General features: G+C 49.1%; 22 protein-coding genes. 6 read left to right on the top strand and 16 right to left on the bottom strand.

The window, feature by feature from the left end; all coding sequences use genetic code 11:
• Positions 1-119: 119 nt before the first annotated feature.
• Entirely contained in the window at positions 120-3,836 is a 3,717-nt protein-coding gene (gene bchH / locus AWQ22_RS05115; protein WP_065710400.1) for a magnesium chelatase subunit H, read from the bottom strand.
• 113 nt (positions 3,837-3,949) lie between these two features.
• On the opposite strand from bchH, the gene AWQ22_RS05110 reads away from it, so the two are divergent.
• The gene (locus tag AWQ22_RS05110; RefSeq protein ID WP_065710399.1) at positions 3,950-5,317 is read left to right on the top strand and encodes a Fic family protein; all 1,368 of its coding nucleotides are present in this window, start codon (positions 3,950-3,952) and stop codon (positions 5,315-5,317) included.
• Between the two features lie 92 nt (positions 5,318-5,409).
• Here the strand turns inward: AWQ22_RS05110 and AWQ22_RS05105 are convergent, their stop codons facing one another.
• From AWQ22_RS05105 to AWQ22_RS05045, 13 genes are all read right to left on the bottom strand, one after another.
• Entirely contained in the window at positions 5,410-6,849 is a 1,440-nt protein-coding gene (locus AWQ22_RS05105) for an isochorismate synthase MenF (protein ID WP_232321497.1), read from the bottom strand.
• A 388-nt stretch (positions 6,850-7,237) separates the two neighbouring features.
• Positions 7,238-8,329 (bottom strand): ArsA family ATPase, encoded by a 1,092-nt coding sequence (locus tag AWQ22_RS05100; protein WP_065710398.1) that lies wholly within the window; start codon positions 8,327-8,329, stop codon positions 7,238-7,240.
• A 96-nt stretch (positions 8,330-8,425) separates the two neighbouring features.
• On the bottom strand, positions 8,426-8,791 hold the full coding sequence (locus AWQ22_RS05095; protein ID WP_065710397.1) for an Hpt domain-containing protein: 366 nt from the start codon (positions 8,789-8,791) through the stop codon (positions 8,426-8,428).
• 5 nt (positions 8,792-8,796) lie between these two features.
• Positions 8,797-12,579 carry a response regulator gene (locus tag AWQ22_RS05090; RefSeq protein ID WP_198166523.1) on the bottom strand — a complete coding sequence of 1,261 codons (3,783 nt, stop codon included), beginning with the start codon at positions 12,577-12,579 and terminating at the stop codon, positions 8,797-8,799.
• 284 nt (positions 12,580-12,863) lie between these two features.
• A complete protein-coding gene (locus AWQ22_RS05085) occupies positions 12,864-13,367 on the bottom strand; it encodes an SH3 domain-containing protein (protein WP_065710395.1) in 504 nt (167 codons plus the stop codon).
• A gap of 82 nt (positions 13,368-13,449) precedes the next feature.
• Positions 13,450-14,946, bottom strand: coding sequence for an AAA family ATPase (locus AWQ22_RS05080; RefSeq protein ID WP_062433204.1), 1,497 nt, complete (start codon positions 14,944-14,946; stop codon positions 13,450-13,452).
• 103 nt (positions 14,947-15,049) lie between these two features.
• Positions 15,050-15,550, bottom strand: coding sequence for a DUF177 domain-containing protein (locus tag AWQ22_RS05075; RefSeq protein ID WP_065711638.1), 501 nt, complete (start codon positions 15,548-15,550; stop codon positions 15,050-15,052).
• 112 nt (positions 15,551-15,662) lie between these two features.
• The gene (locus AWQ22_RS05070) at positions 15,663-16,154 is read right to left on the bottom strand and encodes a R3H domain-containing nucleic acid-binding protein (RefSeq protein WP_062433199.1); all 492 of its coding nucleotides are present in this window, start codon (positions 16,152-16,154) and stop codon (positions 15,663-15,665) included.
• Positions 16,155-16,160: 6 nt separating this feature from the next.
• The gene (gene yidC / locus AWQ22_RS05065; protein ID WP_012306618.1) at positions 16,161-17,327 is read right to left on the bottom strand and encodes a membrane protein insertase YidC; all 1,167 of its coding nucleotides are present in this window, start codon (positions 17,325-17,327) and stop codon (positions 16,161-16,163) included.
• 179 nt (positions 17,328-17,506) lie between these two features.
• Positions 17,507-17,899 (bottom strand): PH domain-containing protein, encoded by a 393-nt coding sequence (locus AWQ22_RS05060; RefSeq protein ID WP_065710394.1) that lies wholly within the window; start codon positions 17,897-17,899, stop codon positions 17,507-17,509.
• Positions 17,889-18,239, bottom strand: coding sequence for a ribonuclease P protein component (gene rnpA / locus AWQ22_RS05055; RefSeq protein ID WP_012306616.1), 351 nt, complete (start codon positions 18,237-18,239; stop codon positions 17,889-17,891). The genes AWQ22_RS05060 and rnpA overlap by 11 nt, the downstream gene beginning before the upstream one ends.
• A 63-nt stretch (positions 18,240-18,302) precedes the next feature.
• Positions 18,303-18,440 (bottom strand): 50S ribosomal protein L34, encoded by a 138-nt coding sequence (rpmH, locus tag AWQ22_RS16340; protein ID WP_012306615.1) that lies wholly within the window; start codon positions 18,438-18,440, stop codon positions 18,303-18,305.
• 184 nt (positions 18,441-18,624) lie between these two features.
• Complete coding sequence (locus AWQ22_RS05045; RefSeq protein ID WP_065710393.1) at positions 18,625-19,404, bottom strand: DUF2808 domain-containing protein; 780 nt, start codon at positions 19,402-19,404, stop codon at positions 18,625-18,627.
• Between the two features lie 290 nt (positions 19,405-19,694).
• Between AWQ22_RS05045 and AWQ22_RS05040 the strand changes: the two genes are divergently transcribed.
• The 4 genes from AWQ22_RS05040 to AWQ22_RS16925 all read left to right on the top strand — a co-directional run bounded on the left by AWQ22_RS05040 (position 19,695) and on the right by AWQ22_RS16925 (position 23,080).
• Positions 19,695-20,840 carry a Re/Si-specific NAD(P)(+) transhydrogenase subunit alpha gene (locus AWQ22_RS05040; protein WP_030007255.1) on the top strand — a complete coding sequence of 382 codons (1,146 nt, stop codon included), beginning with the start codon at positions 19,695-19,697 and terminating at the stop codon, positions 20,838-20,840.
• A 67-nt stretch (positions 20,841-20,907) separates the two neighbouring features.
• Positions 20,908-21,198: an NAD(P) transhydrogenase subunit alpha gene (locus AWQ22_RS05035; protein WP_012306612.1), complete on the top strand. Its 291-nt coding sequence runs from the start codon at positions 20,908-20,910 to the stop codon at positions 21,196-21,198.
• Positions 21,199-21,201: 3 nt separating this feature from the next.
• Positions 21,202-22,602, top strand: coding sequence for an NAD(P)(+) transhydrogenase (Re/Si-specific) subunit beta (locus tag AWQ22_RS05030; protein WP_065710392.1), 1,401 nt, complete (start codon positions 21,202-21,204; stop codon positions 22,600-22,602).
• Between the two features lie 337 nt (positions 22,603-22,939).
• Positions 22,940-23,080: a hypothetical protein gene (locus tag AWQ22_RS16925; protein WP_168191139.1), complete on the top strand. Its 141-nt coding sequence runs from the start codon at positions 22,940-22,942 to the stop codon at positions 23,078-23,080.
• Positions 23,081-23,253: 173 nt separating this feature from the next.
• On the opposite strand, the gene AWQ22_RS05025 is transcribed toward AWQ22_RS16925, so the two are convergent.
• The gene (locus AWQ22_RS05025; protein ID WP_065710391.1) at positions 23,254-23,613 is read right to left on the bottom strand and encodes a YkgJ family cysteine cluster protein; all 360 of its coding nucleotides are present in this window, start codon (positions 23,611-23,613) and stop codon (positions 23,254-23,256) included.
• Between the two features lie 150 nt (positions 23,614-23,763).
• Between AWQ22_RS05025 and psb30 the strand changes: the two genes are divergently transcribed.
• Positions 23,764-23,895, top strand: coding sequence for a photosystem II reaction center protein Ycf12/Psb30 (psb30, locus tag AWQ22_RS05020; protein ID WP_012306608.1), 132 nt, complete (start codon positions 23,764-23,766; stop codon positions 23,893-23,895).
• A 70-nt stretch (positions 23,896-23,965) separates the two neighbouring features.
• Here psb30 and recJ read toward each other — a convergent pair whose 3' ends face one another.
• Positions 23,966-25,966 (bottom strand): single-stranded-DNA-specific exonuclease RecJ, encoded by a 2,001-nt coding sequence (recJ, locus tag AWQ22_RS05015; protein WP_065710390.1) that lies wholly within the window; start codon positions 25,964-25,966, stop codon positions 23,966-23,968.
• Between the last annotated feature and the right edge of the window lie 70 nt (positions 25,967-26,036).

The raw sequence follows: 26,036 nt of genomic DNA, 5'->3' as shown, positions 1-26,036 counted from the left end.
ATCATGGCATATCTATGCTTATCTGTATGGCCATATATTTTTTAACAAATTAAAAATGCCGAAGGGTGTGTTTTTTTTTGAAATTAGTGCCTTGCCAATATTTGGTGAAGGGAAATAATTTAGACTGTAATTCCCTCCAAAACATCGTCCGTAAGGTCATAAAGATCACTTAGTTTTTGCAATTTTTCATCGGAAGCTTCCCAGAAACCGCGCCCATGGGCTTCCAACATCCGCCCAACAATATTCCGAAAAGCTTCAGGGTTTGCATCTCGCAATTTTTGCGCCATGGCTGCATCGAGGGCATAGGTCTCTGCGGCTTGGTCATAGACCCATTGATCCTGGAAATCGACTGTACCGCCCCAACCGATTAAAGCTGTCATTCGCTGGGAAATTTCATAGGCTCCCCCAGACCCCTGATCGGCCATTGCCTCAGCCCACTTGGGGTTGAGCAGTTTAGAGCGGTATTCCATGCGCAGCACCGATTCTAATTTTCGGGGCGTTGTGTCCTTCGAGAAACTTTCCACAAAGCTAGCTGTAACGGTTTTACCGCTGGCATTTTCCGCCGCTTTTTTTAGTCCCCCAGTGTTGGCGTAGTATTCCTGGATATCTGTCAGGCCATATTCCACCGAGTCAATTTCCTGCACCAGGCGATCGCCTGTTTGGAGTAATTTTTTCAAGACCTCCGGGCGTGCCTGACCCTTATCGTTGCGGCCATAACTGTATTGATTGCGGCCTTCCCAGGTTTTCGCCAGTTCATCGCTGTTGTCCCAGTTGCCTTCGACGATTTGATCATTCACCAGGGAGCCAAAATCCCCAGCAGGATTGGAGAAGAGGCGGGCGGTGGTATTTTTAACCCCCTCGGCCTGGAGTTCGAGACTGTGCTTGCGGATAAAATTTCGGGCAGGATCTTCGTCTACGGTGGCGGCCCGGTGGAACAAATCATCGAGTAGTTCAATGATGTTGACAAAACTATCCCGGAAAATGCCCGACAGATTCGCCAAAATATCGATGCGGGGATGGCCGACGACTGCCAGGGGCAATAATTCATAGCGGACAATGCGCCCCGTCCCTTCCTTAATCGGTTCTGCCCCCACCAATTCCAGCAGAATCCCCAAAGATTCTCCCTTCGTTTTAATGGCATCCAAACCCCAGAGCATCACTGCCACCGTCTCTGGATAATTGCCCGTTTCCTCAAGGTGTTGCTGGATGATTTTTTTGCCAATTTCCCGACCGCGAGCATAGGCTGCCGGGGAAGGCATCCGGTAGGGATCGAGGGCATGGATATTGCGTCCGGTGGGTAAAACTCCCAGGCCATCCCGCAGCAGATCGCCCCCAGGGGCCGGGGGAATATATTCGCCGTTCAAACCCTTGAGCAGGTTCGTAATTTCGTCGTCCGTTTGCAAAAGGCGATCGCCAATTTCCCGCGCTTCTGCCAGGAGTTCCGGTTGGTCGCAGGTAATTTCAGGCTCTCCCTGGGCGACCTTGGTAAGAATATTTGCCGAAAGGCGATCGCCAAAATAGGCCGCGAGGTAACTTTGGATAATTTTGGGACTAGGTTTTTCCCCCAGGACATGGAGACCAGAGGAAAACAGCCGTTGTTCTAGGGTTTGTAGGTATTCATAAATTTGGACGAAATAGTTTTGGAGGGCGGTTTTGCTGAATAAGGGGGCATTTGTAACAGTAAATTCGATCCCCTGCTCCTGGCCTACTGTAAACGGACAATCTTCCGGCAGGCCCAGATCAATGATTTTTTGGATAATGTCCGGGCGGAGAGCGTCATTTTTCTCTGGATCTTCGCGATATTCCCCAATCAAATCCCGCAGCACCAACAGTTCTTTGTATAAACCGGCCCGACCATAGGGGGGCACATTGTGGGAAATCAGAGTGCCGTAGCCGCGTCGTTTCGCCAAAATTGATTCTGAAGGATTATTCGCCGCATAAATATATAAATTTGGCAGATTTCCCAACAAAATATCCGGCCAAGAATAACTGGTATTCCCCAGGGGCGAACCGGGCAGCCATTCCACTGTGCCATGCATGCCGAAGTGAATCAGGGCATCGGCGCGGAACTCATTTTGGAGCCATTTATAAAAAGCAGCGTATTGGGGATGGGGCGTTAAATCTTTCTCGAACATCAACCGCATCGGGTCACCAGAAATGCCTAGGGGCGGCTGCACGCCGATCCACACCTTCCCGAACTGGACGCCTCCCACCTGACATTTGCCCCCAAAGGTTTTCAGACCCGTATTCGTTAAACTTTGCCACTGCTTTTCAATTTTCTGGGTCAGAAGATAACCCAACCAACGATCCATGATTTTGAGATCGATATTTTCCAGGGTCTGCTGGGGCGCCAAGGCGGGATCAAGGCGGTAGGCTTCATCAGCCGCTTTCACTAAACGAATGATTTCCTCCCCATCTGCCGGAAAATTCCCCACGTCGTAACCCTGAGCCTGGAGCGTTTTGAGAAGATTGACCAAACTTTTGGGGACGTTTAATAATGCCGCTGTTCCCGTTGCTCCGTAGCCTGGTGGAAAGCCGTAGAGCAAAATAGCCAGTTGGCGATCGCCTGGGGCCGTATTTTTCAGACGAATCCAATTTTTTAGCCGTCCTGTGAGTCGTTTTATCCGTTCGGGGATCAAGTAAATATCTTCCCCGACGAGGCCACCGAGGGGAATCGTATCAATCGCCCCATCCAGTTCTGGCAGGGCATAGAGCACCACACTTTGGAGGCCGCCAATCCCTTGTCTCGTCCAGGAATGGAGGTCTTGGATTAACAGAGGAGCCGCAACGAGGTAGGGAATATTTTTCGCGCTCAAGATACTTTTCGCCACCTCCACCTGCCGCCCTGCTTCCATGGAACCTGCCGGGCCACCCACCAGGGGAAAACCAATCGTCGAAACAATGCCTTCAACCTTTACCGCATCGGCTTTGAGAGATTTAATCTCCACTTGGCCATGGAGCCTTTGGTGCTGTTCGTAGTCGGTGGTGAGCCAATCCCGAACGATCACATGGGCTTCGACACCATTGATAAAAATCGGCAGGGGCACCAACCCATCAGCTTCAAATTTGCGAATCAGTTGAGGAATGTAAGGCTGTTTAGTGATAACGTGCTTGCGGTAGAGGAGGACGGCAATGACGGGGTTTAATTTTTGCTCTGGAAAGGTGTGGCGATGCCAATCGAGGTAAGCCTGAGGACTGAGAAAATAGCCATCATGGTCGGGATGGAGCAGGCCCAGATTCGGCGTTTCCACCACAGCGGGCAATTCTCCAATATTGAGACCCAAGTAATTTTCGGCGATCGCCCAACACATGGCCGCCACATTATCCGTCCCGCCGGCGTTCCAGTAACCGTAGATAATCAGCCAATTGCGCAGATCCTGAACTTTTTTCGCGGGAATATATTTCAGCAGCTTCGGCCCGGTCTTGAGGAAACTTAGGTAGCCAGCGAGCTTATCTTCTTCCTTGCTGTTGGTAAATTTGCTCAGGATAAATTTAATCGGTTTCGGCATTCCCTTGGGTTGCTCGCCAATGACAAACTTGCCCAACCGAGTCAAGGCCATCAGCTCCAGGGCCGACTCAAAAACTAAGCGTACCGGAATATTTTCGACCCGTTCCCGCAGCCAAATCACCTGGTCATAGTCAAAAATCAGACTGGCGAAAAAAACATCGGCCCCCTGTAAAGCTTGGGCCACGGCCTCCGGTTGACTGACCAAATCCCGATCATTAAAGGTCAATACTTCCAGGTCGGGACAACGGGCGATCGCCTTTTGGGCAGCATCCCGATACAAGCTGGCATTAAACGCTTCAAACCCGGTGATGATCACAATGCGCTTCATGGGAGCGGCCTTTACTTTCCGTTACACTGCGATCTTAGCAACTTTTTCTGGGCCTATTTCCTGGTCTTTATCTCAAAAATAAGTCAAAATGAAATAAAAAGTAGGATAATTTTATGAAAATTACGACTCCTCCTTCAGAAAAAGAGCAAAGAAAGCTACTTCACGAGTTTTTAAAAAAATCACCACATAAAATTGAACAATACTTAGAATTAAATTCTCCAGTTGATTCTAAGGGAAGATACTTATCATTTGATGAGCTTCAGTACAGAGTCGATAAATCAGTTAATGCAAAATTAGCTTGGCAGTTTGTTAAAAGAGCACGGCAAAATCAACTCAAGCCAGTCATAGCTCTCGGATCACCTCCAATAGAGTGCGAATTTTTCTTGACACACATTATCCAAAAAGCCTGTTCCGAAGTGGATAGACACACTACAAATGCTGCCCTAGAATTAATGTGTAGCAAGATAGGAGAGCAGAAGAACTTTGAATATTTAATTAACGACTTAATCGAAGATGAGGCTATTGGAAGTAGTCAGTTAGAAGGCGCTGCGACAACAACACGGGTTGCAAAAACTCTTCTAAAAAGACAAAGAAAACCAAGAACTCCTGACGAGAAAATGATTCTTGGTAACTTTAATATGATGCATTTTGCATGGGAGCATCGAGATGAACTTCTCTCATTAGATTTAATCAAAGAACTTCATATTGCTGGAGTCAAAGGAATTCAGGATAATAAATATTATCCTGGCAGAATTCGTGATACAGATGATGTTGAAATAGTTGATGAAATAGGAAATGTCATATATACTCCTCCATCATCACAAGGATTAAAAGAAAGACTAGAAAAGTTATCAAACTGGGCAAATATTCAACATCATGAGGTTGACAGTTCTAATTATTTACATCCTTTAATCAAGGCAATTACTCTGCATTTCGCCATTGGTTATGAGCATCCTTTTTATGATGGCAATGGAAGAGTCGCAAGATCTCTCTTTTACTGGTATATGTTCAAAAATAGATTTGCAGCATTTCGCTATATCACTATTAGTTCACTATTGAAAAAAGCTCCTGCCCAGTATGCTAAAAGTTACCTATATACTGAAACTGATAATATGGACTTGACATATTTTTTGAACTATCAGTGTGATATCATCACTAGAGCCATTAAAAGATTCAGAACAACATACGAAAAAAACCTCAAAAATATGGAGGATTTTAATCAATGGCTTTGGGAGTCTGGATTATACGAACAACTAAATCATAGGCAGCGTATCATATTACAAGTTGCCAAAAATGGTGTAGTGAGTTATTTTACTACGAATGAAGTTAAAAATAATTTGAGTTGCTCCTACAACACCGCAGCAAATATTTTAAATAAATTAGTTGATTTAAAATTATTTAGAAAAGAAAAGAAAGGACGTGAGTGGGTCTTTTCTATGCTTGATAAAAAAGAAATTATTCGTGATTGGGAAATAAATTAGTGGCATTAATTTTAGATCTTAAAAGTTAAAATCGTACTCTAGTATAAGCTGGCATTAAGTTTATCGGTAGAGTACAGGTTTTAAGAGCCATATCACGTCAAGGCTTCCAAAAGGGAGGTCAATTTTAACTGGACTTCGGCATATTCCCGTTCCGGCTGGGAACCGGCGACAATTCCGGCCCCACCGTAGAGTCGCGCATGGTTACCCCGAATCAAGGCCGACCGAATCGCCACGATAAATTCACTATTGCCCTGACTATCGAGCCAACCGATAGGAGCGGCATAAAGGGTACGGTCAAAGGTTTCTGCTTGGCGAATTTCCGCACAGGCGATCGCTCTGGGGACGCCGGCCACTGCTGGTGTTGGATGTAAGTGGGCCACTACCTCTAGGGGATGAATTTGCGGCGGTAGGATTGCATGAATCGGTGTCCAGAGGTGCTGAATATTAGAAAGTTTAAGGAGCTTACGGGGAGCCGCCTGGGGATCGAGACCAAGGCTCTGGAGTTGTCCTAGTAGGAAATCTGCCACGGCCTGGTGTTCCCGTTGTTCCTTTTCACTGTGGAGTAGGCTTTTGGCGAGACGCTGATCTGTGAGCAAAGATTCCCCCCGGGGGGCAGATCCGGCGAGGGCATCGGTCACCAATTGTCCCTGCTGTACCGCTAACAGCCGTTCTGGACTTGCGCCGATAAATGTGTCACCCCGCTGATTACGGAGGGAAAAAACACAACAGTCCGGGTGGTGATCGCGCAAATTATCCAGGGCATGCACCACATCAAAGGCTTGATTGGCCGTGACATCGAGGGCATGGGCCAGGACAATTTTACTGAGTTTACCTTGGTCAATGAGTCGGAGGGCTCGCCGGACAGCCTGGGTAAATCCCGTTGAGGCGGTGCAGACAGTGCCCCGAATCCCTAGGGAAGGGACGAGTTCCTGGGGCAGAGTCGCGAGAAATTGTCGCAATTGTTGGGCGATTTGATGTAAAAGAGTACGCTGTTGGCGATCGCCATTGAGCACTAAAAAATAATCCCGTTGGTGTTGCACCAGTTGCAGTCTAGGAATGGTGACTAAACCAGGCGGAAAAGGCGCTTCGGGGGTTTGGGCACTAAAAAACGTGAACCCACAGGAAAAGTAAGGAATCGGAATGTTGATATTGCGCTGAATTCTCGGTTGCCAATGGGTGATAAATTGCTGGGCTTGGCGAAAACGATCCTCTCCCTGGGGAACTAATTCGCTTAGGGTGCCAAAGTTGAGGATCGCCCGTTGCTGTTGGCGATTTTCCCAATAGAAGTGATTGAGGGGACTGGGCAGAATTTGTTCAATGGCCCGGAGCACCACCAGGTTATCTACCGCTGGAATTTTAGTGATTTCGCTGACAATCTCCCCAGATGGTGCGGGGGTTCTTTGGGTGAGCCATTGTTGCCAGGTTGATGGGGACAGTTGACGCCGTTGGCAGGAAGTTCCCATTCCCTCCCCCAATGCCGAACCGTGACTTTGATCCGGCTCTAGGCGATCGCGCCAAAGCGTTTTTCCCACAATTCAGATCCCTCTAGGACGATGGACAACGAAAAACAAAGATGTGCAATCAGTCGATGGTGCAGTCACTCAGGCCAGCAATGATGTCTTCCCAGTGACCATTCGGCTGTAGCGGGCTACCACTCCAGAATTTTACAATCAAGACCTCAAGCTTATTTTATGTATGGTAACGAAACGCAGACTAACTTCATAGGTTCCGGGCTTGATTTGGCCGTGCTTTTCGGAAAAAGTCCCCTATTTTAGACATTTTTTACTTTTTCTTAAGTTTTTTCTTGATTTATTAGGCATTTTTTCATTTTATGCTTCCCAAAAGATTGCTCCAGTATGGTTCCTAGGGCGGTTGTTTTAGCCATCAGCAATTTCTTGCAAGGGACTCTCTCCCAAGCGGTTACAGAGAAATAATTAGATATTGATTTTGGAATTTTGCCCCCTTTACAGGAGCACCTTTGAGGGGAGGCGGCAGCAGAATATTACGCCGTTGATCCCCTGCTTCGATGGTGATTTCGGGGCCATATTGGGTGAGCTTAACCTGTTTTTTGTCAAAGGTGGGGAGGAATACTTTCACCTGACGGGCAGCGGTATCGATGATCAGGGGCTGAGGAGCCTGGGCCGCTTGGCTAAAGTCAGGCAGATGGGAAATGAGGTCTTCCCAATGATCAGCCTCTACTGTGGGTAGGGCGGTATTCGTCAGGGGTTCAAATTCAGGGCCAACATCTGCATCGCTACGATTGACGATGACACCACCGACAGTCACATTCACCTGTTGGGCACTGCCCCAGAGATATTTCGCTTTGGCGATCGCCCCAGCACTGGCATCGGTGACGAGGTATGCGGCGAAACGGTTGGGGTCAGCCATCGCTTTTTTCCCTTCATCGAGGACTTGGTTTGCCTCTTGGGTGGGTTCAGCGGCAAAGTTATCAAACGTCCAGGACACATTTAAAATGGCGCTGGTCACGGGCTGAATAAAGGGGGAAATGGCACGACCCAGGTCAGAGGCTTGGAACACTTCCCGGAAGCGGCGGATGTACCAGCTTAAAATTTCGGGAGTGCCTAACAGTCGTAGGGTATTGAGGTCGCCATCGCCATCAAAGATGATCACATCGTACTGGCCGCTTTTGTCATAGTCCCAAATTTCCTTGAGGATTACAGCGCTATCCATCCCCGGCAAAATTCCTAATTCCTGGCCATAAACGTTTTTCAGGGTGGGCGATCGCAGATATTTTGCTTCTAATGCTTTGACCTGCTCCCAGCCGGATTCGAGGGCAGCAGTGGCCATGATCTGCACGGCATCGAGGTTATTTTCAAGGTTAACGGGACTAAAACTCGGTGACATCCCCAGGGCGATCCCCCAGGCAGGACTTGGATCTTGGCCAATGAGTAAAACCCGCTTACCTGCTTGGGCATATTTTTTCGCGGCGGCGATCGCCACAGTGGAACGACCGACCCCACCTTTACCAAGGAATGTCAAAATAAAAGCCATAGTTCTCCATTGCACAAAACGATGATCTAACAGAAATTGTAGCGATTCTGCTGGATTATCTTGCGAGACTATTTTGAATTAGTGCTAGGACTCCACCTAAGCCATTAATTGGGTCAGTTTAAGGGTTAGGGCAGCGGCGATCGCCTGATAGTCTTGCCCTAGCTGCTGTAAGAGAGTTGCCACGAGAGGCCAATCTTGGGCATGAGCTGCCCCCTCTAGGGCCTGGCATTGGCAAGCAAATTGCTCCATCTGAAATAGCCGACTACTGGATTTGAGGGTGTGGGCATTGCGCACAAGCTCCGCCTGATTGTGTTGTTCGTAACCCGTCTGCATCGCCGCAATCAGCAGAGGAGTATCTTCTAGAAAAGTTTCAACGAGGTCTTGTAATGTTGCTAAGTCATAGCTGACCATCTCAGCTAGTTGCTCTAAATTGACTTCGTCGGCAGCAGATGAAGAGGCCATAGACTTTAATCAGAAGAAGACTGGGTAGTGGAGAGGGACTGGTGGTAATGGTAGGCGACCTTCAGGGCATGGAGGAGCTTTTTTACTTGAATCGGTTTACTCAGGTAATCGTCCATCCCCGCATCTAGACAAACTTGGCGATCGCCTTGCATCGCATTGGCGGTCATGGCAATAATCCAGGGACGCTTCCCCTGGGACTGGGGCGACCGGGCATCACGCTGGCGAATTTGTCTGGTGGCTTCGAGGCCATCCATCGCAGGCATTTGTACATCCATCAAAATGACATCATAGTTATCGCTTTGTAAACGGCTCAAGACTTCGAGGCCATTGGTCGCCACCTCTACACCATAGCCGAGGCGGGCCAAAATATTGAGGGCAACTTTTTGGTTCACAATATTATCTTCCGCCAACAGAATTTTGAGGGGGTAGGCTTGCCCCAAGGTTGCATCAAAGGGAGAGGCAGGCTCCATGGCCGTTGTGGGTAGGGCCTCGGCGATCGCCAAGGATAGGCAATGGTAAAGGGCTTCCTGCTTGATGGGCTGACGTAATTGGAGCTGCTGGGAGATGGCTGGATAATGAGTCGATTCGGCAGTACTGAGGGGCGGGGCGATCGCCACAATTGCCAGGTCAGGATTTTGACTAGATTGCTTAATTTGTCGGAAAAAATCTGCGGAAACAAGATCCGTTTTCATCTCCATCATCAACAGATCAATGGGACGTTGATGCAAGATATCCAAGGCACCGGAGGCCATGGTTGTATGGGAGACCGCTGCTCCAGTTGCTGTCAATAAATGGGAGATACTTCGGGCAAATAAAGGACTTGGATGCAGGATCAGGAAGTTTTTCTCCTGGAGTTGGGGCGGGAGTTCATGGAGGGTGATTTCTTTTGCGGAAATCGGGGCAATGGTAAAGGGAATTTGCGCATAAAATACCGTTTGCCGCGCCACGGATTGGAAGATTTTTGGCGGATCAGGGGACATTTCCTGGGGAAATTGACCAGCCATGATTCCACCACTTTCGACCCAAAGTTGCCCCCCCATCAACTCCACCAGTCGTTTGCTAATCACGAGACCCAACCCCGTCCCACCATAGCGGCGTGAAGTGGAAGCATCCCCCTGGCTAAAGGGTTGGAACAACCGGGTCATCTGCTGCGCCGGAATGCCGATGCCCGTATCTAGGATCGCAAATCGCAGGCAGACTTGATCCCCGGCACCCGTCGCTGTGGGGACTTTTTGTACCCAGAGGGAAACATCACCGCGATTGGTAAATTTGACGGCATTGCCCAAGAGATTGAGCATAATCTGTTGAAAGCGCGTCACGTCTCCCATTAAGTAGTGGGGCACATCGGGATCAAGGATATAGCTCAGGTAAATGGGCTTGGCGATCGCCCGGGTCGACATCAAATCTAAACAGTTTTCTAAACAGGTTTGCAGGTTAAAGGGCTGCAACTCTAACTCAAATTTTCCCGATTCAATTTTCGAAAAATCCAGAATATCGTTAATGATCGCGAGGAGGTTACTGCCACTATTACGAATAATGTCGATAAATTCCCGTTGTTGGGCCGTGAGGTCTGTATCCCTGAGAAGTTCCGCCATCCCAATCACGGCATTCATCGGCGTTCGGATCTCGTGGCTCATGGTCGCCAGAAACTCGCTTTTGGCGCGGTTGGCTTGTTCTGCGTCTTCCTTGGCAAGCTTCAGTTGGATTTCGGCTTCCACTTTGTCTGTAATGTCGGTGATTGTGCCGACGATGCGGTAAGGGTTGTCCTGTTCATCTTTGAGGCACTTCGCTTTACTCAAAATCCACCGGTATTGGCCATCACAATGGCGTAGACGATGGACGTTTTGATAACTTGCGGTCAGTCCCTGGAGGTGGTTTGTCATGGCGGCCTGGGCTTGAGCTAGATCATCAGGATGAACGAGATCGGCCCACATTTGGCGACCTGTGATCCGAGGCCGTAGGTTGGATTCTTTGTAGCCCAAAAGACGAAACCAAGACCGGGAGCGGTAAACTTGATCTGAACGGAGATCCCAATCCCAGATACCGTCATTGGTAGCGGCGATCGCCAACTCGTAGCGTTCTTCACTCTGCCGTAATTGCTGTTCAATCAGTTCTCGCTGTCGTACTTCTTCTGAGAGGGCTTTGGTTCTTGTTTCTACCTGTTCTTCGAGGTTGAGGGTTGTCGCCTGGATCGCCTGGAATTGTTGTCGTAGGGTATTGAGCATCACCTCAAAGTTTTGGCTCAGACGATTAAATTCACTGATATAGCTCTTGAGAGGAAGAATCGGTTCCTGCTGCTGCAGCTCCTCTTGAATATCGGCGGTCATCGCACTCAGTTGATTCAGCGGTGCTGTCAGCCAACGACTCATTTTTTCCGCCGTCACCACTGCCAACAACAGCAAAATCAGGACGATCATCAGACTGCGAATGTAGTAACTTTCCAGGGCATCCATATCCTCCGCCAGTCCCATGGTCAGCCATAACTGAGCCGGAAATACAGTGCCTTCTAGGGGTTGAACAATAACTCCAAAGGCTTCTTGCCAGCGGGCGATCGCCGATTTACCGATGACAGTCTCCGGTAAGGAAATAAACGTTTGACTAAGTAAGGGTTGGTTATCCCGTGCGTCATACCAAGTCCAGGGCTCCCCCGCAGCGATCTGTTTGGCAGAATCTGCAATCACGAAATCATTTGTCTGGGTTGTGGCGATCGCCCGGAGCGGATATTGTCGTACCGCTTGTAGTTTTCGTTGCAAAAAATCCGCTAAAAAATCAACGTTTACATCAAGATAAAACGAACCTAAATTATCCGGAATTTCTAAAAGATAATCGATATGTAAGTGATCTTTTTGTTGATTTATGGCAGCAACAATCCCATCTTGTAAAAACGGCTTACTTTGTCGATAATTTTGCAGTGCTTGATTTGTCTCTTCTGTTGCTATATGTTGGATAGAATCAGCTTGATTATCCAAGGCAATAATTGGATTTCCCGTTGCATCAAATACTTCTATATAAGCGAGTTCTGGATAAACTCTTTGCAGCCCTCTGAGAACATTATCAAGCCTGCCCAACGGAAAATCATCCTGGGCAATACTGTTAATAGCGTATTGGCTTGCCTCTAAATAAGCAGCTTCCCAAAGTTTTAATTCTGTCGTCAAAGACTGGTTAGATGTGACTAAAACATCATGAATATCCCGTTCAATTGTTTCAAATCTTTCCTGGGCAGTTAAAATCATCAACGTCAAAATAGGAAAAATCACAAAGGCTAGCAGGACGTCGAAGGCAATCTTTTGGAGTGAATTTTCTCGCCGATAACGCCGGGGGAAGACTCGCAGTAGAAAAGGAAAATAATTAATAATTAAACTAGCAATTTCGGCATTGAAGATCCCATTCACAAATTGTTTTAAAGCAATAGTTACTACGGCTTGGGCATCCATTTTTAAAATCAAAAAATAAATGCCGAAAATCAGAACAGCACCAACTGTCAACCAATAAATCGCGTCATAAAAAGGAATATTGATATTGCGGCGTTTTTTTTGCCAAAAGAAGCTCACAAAAAGAACTTCTCCAATAAAAATAACCATGGCATAGGGATGATGCCAGATAAAAAATGTATGCACACTGGCGATCGCCCCAGCGATGATCGCCCAAAAAGGCCCATAGAAAAATAAAATTATCCAAACTGCAATAGAACCAAATAAAAAGTCAATACCAAAAAATAAGCTTAATTTAAAGTAATTACCCAGGTAGCTAACGACGATCAAAGTTAACAATAACCAAGGGTACTCCACCTTTAAATTAAGGAGCTTGGATACAACTTTATTGAGTGTTTTTTGGAACTGAAACAGCATCACACTCAGAAAATTTTGTTAAAAACTCTATACTCATTAATCGTAATAACACTTGCCATCTAATATCAATCAAACGATATGATTCTTGACTAAGACAACGAAGGCATCCGGATTCTTTTTTACTTTTTGACTAATTTGTCCGGCGATCGCCCTATCTACCTTAAAGGCCGTTTCTCCTAAACTGGCGACCAAAGAGGGCTTGTCAGATATCCTGTTTGCCTTAATTAATTAACCTTTTGAAGATTGCCCGCTTTTACCCAGGCTTCTGTACCGTTCGCTAGGCGAATTTGCTGCCACACTTGATCGTCGCTCATGCCGAGCACCGTTACCTCGGCGTTATAATCAACACCCCCCAAGCGAGCGGAGTCTTGGGAAGGCTCTGCCCGTAAACTTAAGCCATTCGACCAAGTGACCGTCGCTTTATAGCTATCCGTCGATGTTTCAGCCACCTCTGGTTCTGGGGCTTCCTCTTCCTCTGCTTCGGCCTCGGTTGCCTCTGGATCATTATTGGCAGCGGTGGCAGTGGGTTCAGGCTCGGTCTCCTGGGATTGAGGCGATGTCGGGGTGGTTTCTAGGGGATCAGCGACGGTCTCAGAAAACACCGGTTTAGGCGGGGCAGCGGCCATGCGGTTAAAGAAATAATAAGCAGCCCCAACACTGCCTACCGCCAACAGAAATACCCCAAGGATAAAACCAAGAATAAATTGAAAAAGATTAGAAATATTCATAAAATCTGCTCTCTGACCGGGACACCAACAACATCAAAGGAACGGCCCATAGAAAGCATTATAGTTGACCGTTCCCTGGGTCTTAGGGGTTCAAAAAATTTTGTTGTCGCGAGGCGAGGCGGGCCTTTCCAGAGGTCGCCCAATGTTGCAAAAACTCGATTTGCTCTTTCGCGGTGCGCGCCAGGGGAATGATTTGGCTCGCGGCTTCTAAAATGTCGTCGGTGGTGAAGTCTCGATTTTGGCTAAAGCCCAGGTGCATGGCCTCGATCAAGGTTTGTTCAATTTCAGCTCCAGAAAAATCAGGCGTCTCGTAGGCCAAACGCTTTACATCGTAGTTTTTGAGGTTATGAGGCCGCAGGCGGGAAAGATGGACATTGAAAATCGCTTCCCGTTCGGCCTGGCTGGGTAAGCCTACAAAAAAGATTTCATCAAAACGGCCTTTCCGCAGCATTTCAGGGGGCAGGGTGTGGATTTTGTTAGCCGTAGCGACCACAAAAACAGGGCTTTGTTTTTCTGCTAACCAGGTGATAAAAGTGCCAAAGACGCGACTGGTTGTCCCCCCATCGCCTCCCCCATCAGCCCCAGCAAAAGCCTTATCAATTTCATCAATCCAGAGGATGCAAGGGGCAAGGGCTTCTGCGAGCTGGATCATTTGCCGGGTGCGGGATTCGGATTCACCCACTAAGCCCGCAAAGAGACGTCCTACATCAAGGCGCAGCAGGGGTAAATGCCAGTGGTGGGCGATCGCCTTAGCGGTGAGGGATTTACCTGTGCCTTGAATGCCGACGAGCAACAGTCCCCGTGGGTGGGGCAGACCATATTCCCGTGCTTTTTCACTGAAAGCTCCCCCCCGACGCAGGAGCCATTCTTTTAATCGATCGAGGCCGCCAATGTCAGAAATTTGCTCCGTGGCCGGATAGAAGTCCAAAATTTGGGTTTGGCGAATAGACTGGCGCTTTTCAGCGAGGATAAGTTCTACGTCTTCTGCTTGGATTTGGCCATGGTTCGCCAGACTGAGGGTCAGCACACGGCGAATCCGTTCGAGGGAAAGTCCCTGGGCGGCCCGGACTAATTCATTCAGGAGTTGGGCTTCGGGGGTTTGGCCGACGCCCTGGAGGAGGCGTTCAATTTCGGTGCGGATTTCATTCGCGGTGGGCAGGGGAAATTTCACGATGGTGAGTACTTCCGCCAGATCCGCCGGAATTTTTACCTCTGGGGCCACAATCACAATGTTTTTTGGTTCTGCTTTGAGACGACGGGCAAGGTTGCGCAATTTCCGGGCGATCGCAATGTCTTCGAGGAATCGCTGAAAATCTCGCAGGATAAAAATGCCACCGATATTGGGGGGGAGTTTTTCGATAAATTCGAGGGCTTGGAGTGGATTCCGTTTACCAAAGCCGGTGTTATTGGGGTTGTCCTGGTAGCCATCGACGAAATCCCAGGTGTAGACCGTTCGCTGTCCTAGGGTCGCGGCACATTGGGCGATCGCCCCTTCAACCCGCTCTTCTTCGAGGGTGGGGATATAAAGCAGCGGATAGCAGGCACGGAGAAGGAGGCTAAATTCTTCGCGGAAGGTCATAGGTAAAGCGCTTTCAGCACAGGGCAACTCAATTAATGTTTAAGCTTAGGGGGAAATTTCTTCAAGACCAAGGGTCATCATCCTTGTGCGACTGCCTTTTTTGCTAGGAAGAGAGCTGTTGTTTGAGGTCAGCCAGCTTGGCCCAACGGGCATCGATTTGGGGCGTCGCATCGTCTGGGTTCGTTTCTGCTCCAGGACAACGTTGGGGATCGCAAACTTTTCGCAGGGGCATTTCTAAACAAAATTGCTCATAGAGCCAGGTTTCTGGTTCAAAGTAGCCATGGGGATCTAAAGACTCATCCAAATCTTCTAGGCTGACTTCCCGTTCTGCGGGGAGATCTTCGCCAAGGTTACTCTGGAGCCAAATCAGTTCGGTGCGGTCTACGGTGAGGCGGGTATTGTAATGCTGGAGGCAGCGATCGCAGGTGAGGGTCACAATCGTTTCGGCCTGGGCCGTGACTTCGAGATAAGTTTGACGGTGGGCGATCGCCATTTCACCGCGCACTGGGGTCAAGGTCTCCAAATCCGCGAGGGTTTCCGCAAAAGCAAATTGCTCCTGTTGCTGGGGGGCCTTTAATAGTCGGGGAATAAAAATCCGATCCATCACCTCAAACCTCCGATGACGCGGCATTTATCAGCCCCATCCTACCGTAAAACTCCCACAAAAAAGACGGGACAAAGCCCGCCTCTTGGGAAATATTCAGGGTGAAGCCCCGTTATTGAGCCAATTGCACAATGAGTTGGCGGTGGGGTTCTTGACCTTGGCTTTCGGTTTTTAGGAGCGGAAATTCCTTAAAAAAGCCGTGCATTTGCCGCCGTTCCGCCGAGGATAAATCGCCAATCGCTTCTGCTTCCCCGGTGGCTTGTACCCGGAGGGCAATTTCAGTGGCGATCGCCTTGAGTTCATTGAGGCGGTTTTCGCGGTAGCCCCCTAGATCAACGGTGAGGGGATATTGCTCCTCCTTCGGCAGATCATGGTTCAGGGTGATGTTGGCTAAATATTGCATCGCATCGATTAAGTGACCGCGATCGCCAATTAATTTTTCCCGCTGGGCCTCAGATAGTGCTTGGTGATCAATGGTCAACCAGAGAGAATCTTCCCCATCAAGGCCTTGTTTCACCGCCGCAGTGACCGGAGCCGGAAGCGCCATCAACTCAAGCAGTGTCGCCAGCCAGGTTTCACCCCGTTGGATTTTGGTCTCGTTCATCTGCTCTTAACCTGAAGTTTTCTCTTTTTTCTTGCTACCTTTGCGCTCAAAGGGAAGCTTGTCGCGCCCTTTCTCCGACTTCTCCTGTTCATCCACCAGTTTCTGGAGATTTTCTGGTAAAGGTTCCTTCGTAAGGATGAACGTCTGTACCGTTTGGAACGCGTTGGCGATCGTCATATACATCAACACCCCAGCCGGTAACGGGAAAAACAAGAACATCCCTGAGAAAATCAACGGCGTAATTTTGTTCACCGTTTGTTGGGCCTGCTGCTGTTGATCGCCGCCGCTGTTGTTATTGCTGCTGGGAGCGCCCCCAGAAATAGTCTGGTTAATGTAAAGGCTCACCCCAAAGAACAGCACCATGCCGAGAATATCCCAGTGGATACCATCGTCACCATTGACCCCAATGCGGCCTAGGGCTTCAATGAAAAGAAATCCTTTATCAGCGGCGATCCCCGGCACAGTTACCTGGATGCTGACATCCCCAGGCGCAAGGGCCACGAGGGAACCATCGGGTTGAATCTCTACCCGTTCTTGACCTTTGGTAACTTCAAAGCTGGGCTTGATGTTACTGTCTGGATATTCGGCAGCTAGGGCCGCAAAGTCCTTCCCGGAGTCACTCTGGAGAACAAATTGGGTAGTTTCTCCAACACCGACTTTATTCCCAGCGGGTAAAGACAAGGTGATTGGGTAATGGATACCGCTATCAAAATAAACATTTTGGGTTTTAACATCGACCGCCTGGGGCTGTACCTGCTCCATTTTCTCGCTGGGGAGAATTTGCAGATTAGCGGTGTAGTTGATGTTGGCAAATGGCGATCCCCGCAGGGTGGCGAAGAGGGCAAAGAGGATGGGCATCTGCAACAGAATCGGTAAACAACCGGCGAGGGGATTCCCAAATTCTTTGTAGACCTCTGACATCGCGGCTTGTTGCTTTGCCGGGTCATTTTTGTAGCGCTCTTGGATTTCCTTGACCCGTTTTTGCATTAGGGGTTGGGTAATCTTTGTGCGTCTCATGCTGCGGATCGATTTGGCGCTTAGGGGATAAACGGCAAATCGAATCACAAGGGTCAGGGCGATGATTGCAAAGCCGTAGCTCGGCACAATGCCATAGAAAAAATCTAGGATTGGCAACATCACGTTGTTTGATAAAAATCCGATCCCAAAATCCATGCGTCTGAAGTTCGTCTAGCTATGAGTTGTTTAAGGGTTAGTTTATCGGGTTTAGTTCTTATTTTTAATGGTTTCTTTTAAAAAAGCGATGGGAGAAATGGGATTAGGGGTCGCGTTTCTCCCGACTAACCACTGGGATTTCACCCAGAAAATAATCGATAAATATTTTTTATTGGCGCCTAGGCGGCGATCGCCTCTAGGGGAACCCCGGTGCGGTCGGCTGCCTTTTCGGCAATGTGACTGTAGATATCACGGAAGTTGGGCATGGAGCGCAACTCTAGGCGGCTACCATCCTGGAGAGTCACAACTAGATCCCCCCAAAGGCCAAATCCCCGGGGAATCTTGACGATTTTTCTAACTTCGCTGTAAATAATATCGGTGCGATCGCGCCCCTGCCAGCCCCCAGTAATCGAGATACGCCGACTGGTAATGCGATAGCGGAGCCACAATGCTCGGACAATCGCCCCGACGGTCAGCGGCAGACAGATCACCGTGAACCCCAGCAAGATATTGAGGATCAGATCCCCAATGTGGGGGCCGCCCTCATAAATCACGTCTTCTTTAATGCCCATGGAATACCTCGGCTTGTATGAGTAATCTTTTTAATTCTTGCAAAAAATGCTCATATTCGCATTCTCTGGCGTTGTACCGCACAGCAATGACGATGTGCCAACCGGGTTGAATCTGGGGCAGTAGCGTGCGACAGGCGTGGCGAATACGGCGTTTGATTAAATTCCGAACCACTGCTTTTTTACTGACTTTGCGGCTGATGCTGATGCCAATTTTGGTTGGGGCCGCTGGCTGGGGTAAGAGAATGATTGCTAGGGCATCTCCCCGGAAGCGTTTCCCTTGACTGTAGATCGTTTTAAAATCGCGCCAGTGTTTTAGACGGTGTTCTTTTGGCAGTCCCACAAAGAAAATGAGAGTGAGGTAGACGGCAAGTCCCCTCACCAAAATAATGGTTTGCGCGCTGGATTAGACAGTAAGGCGATGACGGCCTTTTTTTCTGCGGGCGCGGATAACATTCTGGCCAGTGTGGCTGCGCATACGAGCCCGAAAACCAGAAGTACGTTTTTGCTTGCGGACGGTGCCGCCTAGGGTCCGTTTAGTCATGGAAGTCCTCCTTATATTCCTTTGAAAATAGGTGCTCTCTCCGGAGGCGATCGCCGCCTTGCCGGGAAAATCAGAAAATGACAGTCTCTAATTATACCGTGTCCGTCAAGTTAACCAAGGGCTCCGGCGAAATTGATCGCATTTACCCCGGTCAGTACCCAGGAAGTCAAGAAACTGGCAATCCCTAAAAATCCACATCCAATAACCAAGAGCCCAAACGGCTGGGGAGAGGCGCCCCTTGGCTACGAGCAAAGGCCGTTATCAAGTACATTCCCCCACGGGAAGGATTGTTGACACTATCGAGGATGATCTCGACGTCGCTTTCGGGGCTGAGGGGTTCAGCAAGGGTAATCACCAGGGAACGACTGCGGGGGCCTTCATCTTCTGGCTCTTCGGCAATCTCTGGTTCCGGAGCAGGACTATTGTTGTTGGTGTTGTTACTTTGGTTGGCCTGTTGGGCGGCGAGGGTTTCTGAATCGAGGAACACCAATTCGCCGTTGACCAGGACTAATTCGCCCCCACGATCCGGTGTGGTTGTACTGGCGGCAATGTTACCGAGGATGGTTTGGCTCTGTTGGGCCGGATCGGTGGGTAAGCTATCGGGATCCCAGGCGGTAGCGGCTTCGTTGAGGGCAACTTCTCGGCCATTGACTCGGACCCGAATTTTTGCATCATCAACCCGACCGTCAAAGTCTTCCGGGAAGCTCAGTTCAAAGGTCTGGAAGCGGTCAACGATTTTACTTTTTTTGATTTCTAAGTAGTAGCGATCGCGGCGGCGGGCACCGGAATTATATTCAACGGCACACTTGAGAATGTCCCCTTGGGGAATCGTTCCCCCCCAGTTGATCGTAAAAGACCCACAGGGTTGGCGGGCTTCAGCCATTTGGGGCATGAAAGTCAGGCTACTGCTTAACAGGGTGGTGGCGATCGCCAAACGGGAAAGGGGAGAACGGAAGAGTTGCATATTCACAGGCGCCTTCAAAGTCTGTAACCGATTGTGACTAAAGTTTGCGTTTTCAGCAACTCTCCTGACGAAATCCTGACGAAGAAGTGCCAACGCAACAGAGATTTACAAAAACTGATAAGACACATTACAGAGGGTGTCCGCCAAGGAAAAGATAGCACTACACTGCGAAAAGACGCCGTAACAGCCTTATGGGGATGGCCGACGGCCCTGGGTTCTCAAGGTTTTGCCACTGAATTGCTCTACATCTACCGTTCAGTCTGTTGCTATTGTTTCGTTAAGGAGTTTCTATGAAAATTGCTGTTGCTCGGGAAACCGTTGCCGGAGAACGTCGGGTAGCCCTGACACCGGATCAGGTTTCTCGTCTTGTTAAAAAAGGCTGGGAAATCCATGTGGAGGCCGGGGCTGGTGAGGCATCTCTCCTTCCCGATGCTGCCTACGAGGAAGCTGGGGCAAAAGTCGTTGGCGATCGCCAATCCCTCTGGAAAGAGGCTGATCTCCTCGTCAAGGTGGCTGTACCCACAGAAGAAGAGGTTGCCCTCCTGCCGGAAGGGTCAATGGTGGCGAGTTTGCTGAATCCCCTGGGACAACCAGAGATTATTCAAAAATTAGCAGATAAAAAGATCACCGCCTTGGGTATGGAGTTGATCCCCCGCACCAGTCGCGCCCAAAGTATGGATGTGTTGTCTTCCCAGGCTGGGGTGGCTGGCTACAAAGCGGTTTTACTTGCCGCCGCTGCCCTACCCAAGTTTTTCCCAATGTTAACCACAGCTGCTGGCACCATTCGTCCAGCTAAGGTGTTTGTAATTGGGGCTGGGGTAGCGGGTCTCCAGGCGATCGCCACCGCCAGAAGACTCGGCGCAGTGGTTGAGGCCTTTGACATCCGGCCCGCCGTCAAAGAAGAAGTCCAAAGTCTCGGCGCTAAATTTGTCGAAGTGCAACTAGAAGAAGAAACCGCCACGGCTGGGGGCTACGCCAAGGAAGTTTCCGAAGACTCGAAAAAGAAAAGCCAAGCCCTCATTTCAGACCATGTGGCCACCGCCGATGTGGTGATCACCACCGCCCAAGTTCCTGGTCGCCGTGCGCCCGTGCTTGTAACCGATGACATGATTGCCCGGATGCAAACCGGATCGGTTTTGATCGATCTTGCCGGCGAACAAGGGGGTAACTGTGAAGGCTGTGAGGCAGGCCGCGAAGTCCAAGTCCACGGGGCCACGATCATTGCTCCCATTAATCTTCCTTCCACGGTGCCTGTCCATGCGAGCCAAATGTTTGCCAAGAATATGGCGACCTTGCTACAACTGCTCATTCCCGAAGGCGCAATTAATCTCGATTTTGCCGACGACATCCTGGATTCTGTTTGTGTAACCCATCAAGGGGAAATTCGCAATCAACGGGTCAAAGACGCCCTGCAACAAATGGCTGTTACTGCCTAAGAAACAGACATTTTCTCAGTTTTGAACCTAAATCTATTCATCTTATCTAAAGGAGTTTTGACTGTTCATGACAACAGCAACACTGCTCAGTAGCCTATTCGTATTTGTATTGGCTTCCTTTGTGGGCTTTGAAGTAATTAATAAAGTCCCACCCACGCTACACACACCACTCATGTCCGGGGCCAACGCCATTTCTGGTATTGCCTTAATTGGTGCCCTTTTAGTTTCTGGCGAAGAACACTGGAATTTAACGGTCATCCTCGGTCTCATCGCGGTGGTCTGCGCCACGATCAATGTTGTCGGCGGTTTTTTGGTCACAGACCGGATGCTGCAAATGTTTAAGAAGAAGGAGGCCTAAGTGATGGATAGCTTACTTACCAATGGCATCGAACTGAGTTATCTCGTGGCGGCCTGTCTGTTTATTCTGGGCTTAAAGAAATTAGGCTCCCCTGCAACGGCCCGTCAAGGCAATTCCATTGCAGCGGTGGGCATGTTACTGGCAGTGGTGGCGACCCTGCTCAATCAACAGGTTTTAAACTATGGCCTGATCGCTGGGGGGATTGTCATCGGCAGTATCATCGGTGTGATCACCGCGAAAAAAGTCGAAATGACCGATATGCCTCAATTGGTCGGCCTCTTTAATGGTCTGGGGGGGGCTGCTTCGGCCCTGGTGGCGATCGCCGAATTTTGGCGACTCCTATCCCTCGGAGAAACCCTCTCCATCACCACTAGCCTCACGATTATTTTGGGGGTACTCATTGGCGGCGTCACCCTAACAGGAAGCCTCATTGCCTTTGGCAAATTACAAGGGATCATGCCCGGTCGCCCGGTCATTTTCCCGGCCCAACAGATCATTAACTTCGCCATTCTGGCAGGATTCCTCAGCGGCAGTATTTATCTGTTCGTGAATCCTGATCCGAATATTTTTCTCGGCTTAGTGGGGATCTCCCTTGTGCTGGGCGTTCTCTTTGTGATCCCCATCGGCGGCGGCGATATGCCTGTGGTGATCTCTCTCCTCAATTCCTACTCTGGTCTAGCTGCCAGTGCCGCCGGGTTCGTGGTGGGCAACAATATGCTCATTATTGCCGGGGCTTTGGTGGGCGCATCGGGGATTATCCTCACCCAGATCATGTGTAAAGCCATGAACCGCTCCATTACTAACGTCTTGTTTGCGGGCTTTGGGAGTGATGGCGGTGCCCCAGAAGGAGACGGTGGTGCGGTCATTGATGGCGCCATTAAAAGCGTAGATCCTGAAGAAAGCGCCATGATGCTTGGCTATGCCCGCAGTGTTGTCATTATTCCGGGTTATGGGATGGCTGTAGCCCAGGCGCAACATTCCGTCAAAGAGCTGGCCGATATGCTGGAGAAAAAAGGCGTAGAAGTCAAATACGCGATTCATCCTGTGGCTGGTCGAATGCCGGGGCATATGAATGTGCTTCTCGCGGAGGCCAATGTCCCTTACACCCAGCTTTATGACATGGACGATATCAATCCCCAGTTTGATAATACGGATGTGGCCCTAGTGATTGGTGCCAACGATGTGGTTAATCCAGCGGCGCGCCACGACAAAGGTAGCCCCATTTATGGGATGCCGATTTTGGAAGTAGATAAAGCCAAAACCACCATTGTGATCAAACGAAGTATGAGTACAGGCTTTTCTGGGGTACAAAATGAGCTGTTCTTCAAAGACAAAACAATGATGCTGTTTGGCAGTGCCAAAGACATGGTGGAAAAAATTTCTTCTGAAGTAAAAGAGCTTTAGGAAACTAACTGTATTTTTTGAAGTTGTTAGTGAATTAAAGATTGTATTTATGATTAGGCCCTAATTGTTAAGCGATTAGGGCTTTTGATTGATTTGGCTTTGTCTTTTTTTACATATACAGGAGTATTTACTTTTTTCGACTTTCAGAACCCTAACACAATTTCAAGAATCACAACTAAGCGATCCCCCAAGGGGACTGACCCCTAATAATAGTCATATAGAGCTGAATGACAAATCTCAGCGATAGACAAGCTTAAAGTGCAGTGGCAAACCCGGTTTGTTTCGTGGTTCTAACCATTGTATTTCGAGTGATTAGACGTGACGAGGCACAGCAACCATGAAAACGTTAGAAAAGCTTTTTCAGTATGTTTTACAGGGCATCAATCGGATTTTTTCACCGAATGAAGAACCTGTGCCAGAGGTAGGGGTACAACCCTTTGATGGGGATCCCTATGATGGATCATCAGATTTAGATTAGTTAGTTGGCAACTTGGTTTTAGGTTGTGGGCATCAACAACTAAACAGTATTGCAAGTATCGATGGGTACCAGAGTCCTTGGGCTGGTACTCTTTCTTTTTGGGCAAGTCTTGTTTCGCCCTTGGAAAAAAGGCCCCTAATCCTTGGGATCAAATCCTTCTTCGGGAAAACCTTTTACAGTCCGATGTTGACGACCTTGGCAACATAGCGCTCCATTTCTGGGCTTTCGTCACCATAGATGCTATCGATGTGCTCGAGGCAGCAATCAATGGCAAATTGTTGTAACTCTTCGGTGGGCACATCGAACATTTCGGTAAACGTTTCTGGGAGGACACGGCAAAAGCGGGGACGTTCGGTGTAGATCGTGCATTTGCGATGGGCTTGGTCATAGTTGATGCACCAGCCGTCGGGGCCAACCATAGCGAGATATTGCTCCAGTTGAGCGGGGGTGAGGTAGTCCTCAAGGTCGGGGCGATCGCCGGGTTCGAGGTGGCAGCAGGCACCACAATTTTCAATACATTGCCAAGTGGGCATCGGGATCCGTCTCCGGGGCGTTACAAAACTTCATTGATTTTTGCCTATTCTCAGCAAAGCAAGGCAGGCCTGACGGGGTATGATAGACATTGATTTTTAGGAAAAAAAAATTTACCCTGTTTTTTGCATTAACTCAGGAATAGGAGAAATATGGATTTTATCACAGGTTTTTTTGGTAGCCTCAACTTTGAAGTGATTTTTCAGTTGACTTTTGTCTCTTTGATCCTCATTTCGGGGCCTGTTGTTATCTTTTTGTTGGCCATTCGTGGCGGCGATATGTAATTTTTTCTCAAAAACAAATTGTGCGCAGGGGCAACAAACCGACGGGAGAGTTGTCCTTTTTTGTGTTGATTTAGTTGGCTTGTTCGAGGGTGGCGATCGCCGTTTTGATCATCTGAAAAAAAGGGGGTTGGGTAACATCAACGGTTTGCTCACCGAGTTTGCCCTGCCGTTGACCTTTTTTGATCGCCAATAACTTGCCTTGATCATTGCGAATTCTGAGGGTCAATCCCTGATCCGCGAGGGTACAGAAATAGGTCCGGTCATTAAACAGAAAAGTCTTTTCTGAGTGCTGAGGTTGAGCTTGGGGAGACATTTCTCGGTCTGGAACCGCAGGACGCGGGGCTTCACTGGGACGCGCCCCGACCAATTCTAGCTCTAGGTTCACCTCACCATTCCAGCGATTTTCTTTGAGTTTGTAAGCAATGTCCAGGGTTGGGGGAAGTGGCAAATAGTCTCCCCATTGCCAGGCGATCGCCTTAATGGTGAATGTTTGACCGGCGATGGTTTGGCCGAGGCTGAATTTTAGGTGATTTTTGCCAATGGTACGTTGCTCTAGAATTTGTACATTTTTTGTCCAGAAAATCGGTTCTGGATTGCCAATGCCCCAGGGATGGAGTTGATCAATCTGTTGGTAAAACTCTGGGGTTAAATCCGTGAAATTTACCGCCCCGTCAATTTTCACCAGGGGTTTTAGGTGTTCGGGTTCGAGCAATTGGTGGGCAAATTCACTAAGCTTTTCGGTAAACGCAGCTAGGTTATCTCTGGCAAGGGAAAATCCCCCGGCAGCTTTGTGGCCCCCAAATTTACCCAGGAGATCTTGGCAATAGTTCAGCGCCTCAAACACATTAAATTCTTCGATGCCCCGGGCGGAACCGCGAATTTTGCCATCTTCCTCAGCAGTACAGATAAAAACGGGCACGCCATAGCGTTCGACCAACCGGGAAGCGACAATGCCGATCACGCCATGGTGCCATTCTTCTTTGCACACCACCAACACTCGCTGTCCTTGGTAATCGATGGGGGTTTCTTCTACTAGGGCGATCGCCTCCGCTTCGATCTGGGTGCACATCTCCTGGCGCTGCTTATTGATCTGCTCACATTGCATCGCCCGCTCTAGGGCCAAACCCGGTTCGTCGGTAGTTAGCAATTCAATTACTTTTTGGGGATCATCAATGCGACCAACGGCATTAATCCGGGGGCCGAGGCGAAAGCCAATATCATCGGGCTTGAGTTGTTTCTTTTGGTCATCGACCCCGGCAATTTGCATGAGGGCCTGCACCCCTGCCAACTCCGACTGGGGTAAAAGCTTGAGGCCACGCTTCAACCAGCGACGGTTCACCCCGGTTAAGGGCGCCAGATCAGCGATGGTCCCCAGGGTAAATAATTCTAAAATTTGGCTGGTGAGCCCTTCTAGCTTGTCTACCGCCTGGGCGAGGGACACCGCCAGCACATAAGCTACCCCAACCCCGGCTAAACCAGCATAAGGAGACATGGTCGGCAATAACTTTGGATTCAGAATCGCATTGGCGGGCGGCAATTGATCCGGCAAGTCATGGTGGTCAGTGATGATCACATCTAGACCCAGATCCCGTGCCAAATTGATCGGCTCGTAAGCAGAAATGCCATTGTCCACCGTGAGAATTAAGCCCACCCCTTCCTCAGCGAGCTCGGTGACGATGCGCTCATTGATTCCGTAGCCATCTTTCATGCGACTGGGGATCGCGTAGGTTACCTTGGCTCCCACATGGCCCAAGGCCCGCAACAACAGAGCAGTGCTGGTCATGCCATCGGCATCATAATCGCCACAAATGGCCATGAGAGTTTCTTCGGCGATCGCCTCCTGGAGAAGTTCCACACTGAGGGCCAGATCCTCAAATTCCACCAAGGGCGCAGGTAATCGCTGGGATTCCGGCTGGATGTAGATCTTCGCCTGCTCTGGCGTGCGAATATTGCGATTCACTAAAACCTGGGCCACAAGCGGATTAAGGCCCATCGCCTCAACCAATGATTGGGTGATGTCCGGTTGGCGATCGGCAATGTGCCAGCGCTGTTGGGGGAGGCGAAAATTCATGGCAAAGGAGATAGTTTGCAGCAAAAAAGTTAGTAGGTACAGAAGACGGTTCGTCGTTTAGAGACCTTGC

Source organism: Picosynechococcus sp. PCC 7117 (assembly GCF_001693275.1).
In the GTDB taxonomy this organism is placed as follows: Bacteria; Cyanobacteriota; Cyanobacteriia; order Cyanobacteriales; family MRBY01; genus MRBY01.
Note: the sequence above shows the minus strand (reverse complement) of the source record. Positions and strands in the feature narration are given on the sequence as shown.

Excerpts from the sequence above, each read along its gene's own strand:
- psb30 (WP_012306608.1), top strand. The coding sequence starts at position 23,764 with ATGGATTTTATCACAGGTTTTTTTGGTAGCCTCAACTTTGAAGTGATT.
- yidC (WP_012306618.1), bottom strand. The coding sequence starts at position 17,327 with ATGGATTTTGGGATCGGATTTTTATCAAACAACGTGATGTTGCCAATC.
- bchH (WP_065710400.1), bottom strand. The coding sequence starts at position 3,836 with ATGAAGCGCATTGTGATCATCACCGGGTTTGAAGCGTTTAATGCCAGC.
- AWQ22_RS05025 (WP_065710391.1), bottom strand. The coding sequence starts at position 23,613 with ATGCCCACTTGGCAATGTATTGAAAATTGTGGTGCCTGCTGCCACCTC.
- AWQ22_RS05095 (WP_065710397.1), bottom strand. The coding sequence starts at position 8,791 with ATGGCCTCTTCATCTGCTGCCGACGAAGTCAATTTAGAGCAACTAGCT.
- AWQ22_RS05110 (WP_065710399.1), top strand. The coding sequence starts at position 3,950 with ATGAAAATTACGACTCCTCCTTCAGAAAAAGAGCAAAGAAAGCTACTT.
- AWQ22_RS05075 (WP_065711638.1), bottom strand. The coding sequence starts at position 15,550 with ATGGATCGGATTTTTATTCCCCGACTATTAAAGGCCCCCCAGCAACAG.
- rpmH (WP_012306615.1), bottom strand. The coding sequence starts at position 18,440 with ATGACTAAACGGACCCTAGGCGGCACCGTCCGCAAGCAAAAACGTACT.
- AWQ22_RS05035 (WP_012306612.1), top strand. The coding sequence starts at position 20,908 with ATGACAACAGCAACACTGCTCAGTAGCCTATTCGTATTTGTATTGGCT.
- AWQ22_RS05040 (WP_030007255.1), top strand. The coding sequence starts at position 19,695 with ATGAAAATTGCTGTTGCTCGGGAAACCGTTGCCGGAGAACGTCGGGTA.
- AWQ22_RS05100 (WP_065710398.1), bottom strand. The coding sequence starts at position 8,329 with ATGGCTTTTATTTTGACATTCCTTGGTAAAGGTGGGGTCGGTCGTTCC.
- AWQ22_RS05080 (WP_062433204.1), bottom strand. The coding sequence starts at position 14,946 with ATGACCTTCCGCGAAGAATTTAGCCTCCTTCTCCGTGCCTGCTATCCG.
- AWQ22_RS05030 (WP_065710392.1), top strand. The coding sequence starts at position 21,202 with ATGGATAGCTTACTTACCAATGGCATCGAACTGAGTTATCTCGTGGCG.
- AWQ22_RS05070 (WP_062433199.1), bottom strand. The coding sequence starts at position 16,154 with ATGAACGAGACCAAAATCCAACGGGGTGAAACCTGGCTGGCGACACTG.
- AWQ22_RS05085 (WP_065710395.1), bottom strand. The coding sequence starts at position 13,367 with ATGAATATTTCTAATCTTTTTCAATTTATTCTTGGTTTTATCCTTGGG.
- AWQ22_RS05045 (WP_065710393.1), bottom strand. The coding sequence starts at position 19,404 with ATGCAACTCTTCCGTTCTCCCCTTTCCCGTTTGGCGATCGCCACCACC.
- recJ (WP_065710390.1), bottom strand. The coding sequence starts at position 25,966 with ATGAATTTTCGCCTCCCCCAACAGCGCTGGCACATTGCCGATCGCCAA.
- AWQ22_RS16925 (WP_168191139.1), top strand. The coding sequence starts at position 22,940 with ATGAAAACGTTAGAAAAGCTTTTTCAGTATGTTTTACAGGGCATCAAT.
- AWQ22_RS05060 (WP_065710394.1), bottom strand. The coding sequence starts at position 17,899 with ATGGGCATTAAAGAAGACGTGATTTATGAGGGCGGCCCCCACATTGGG.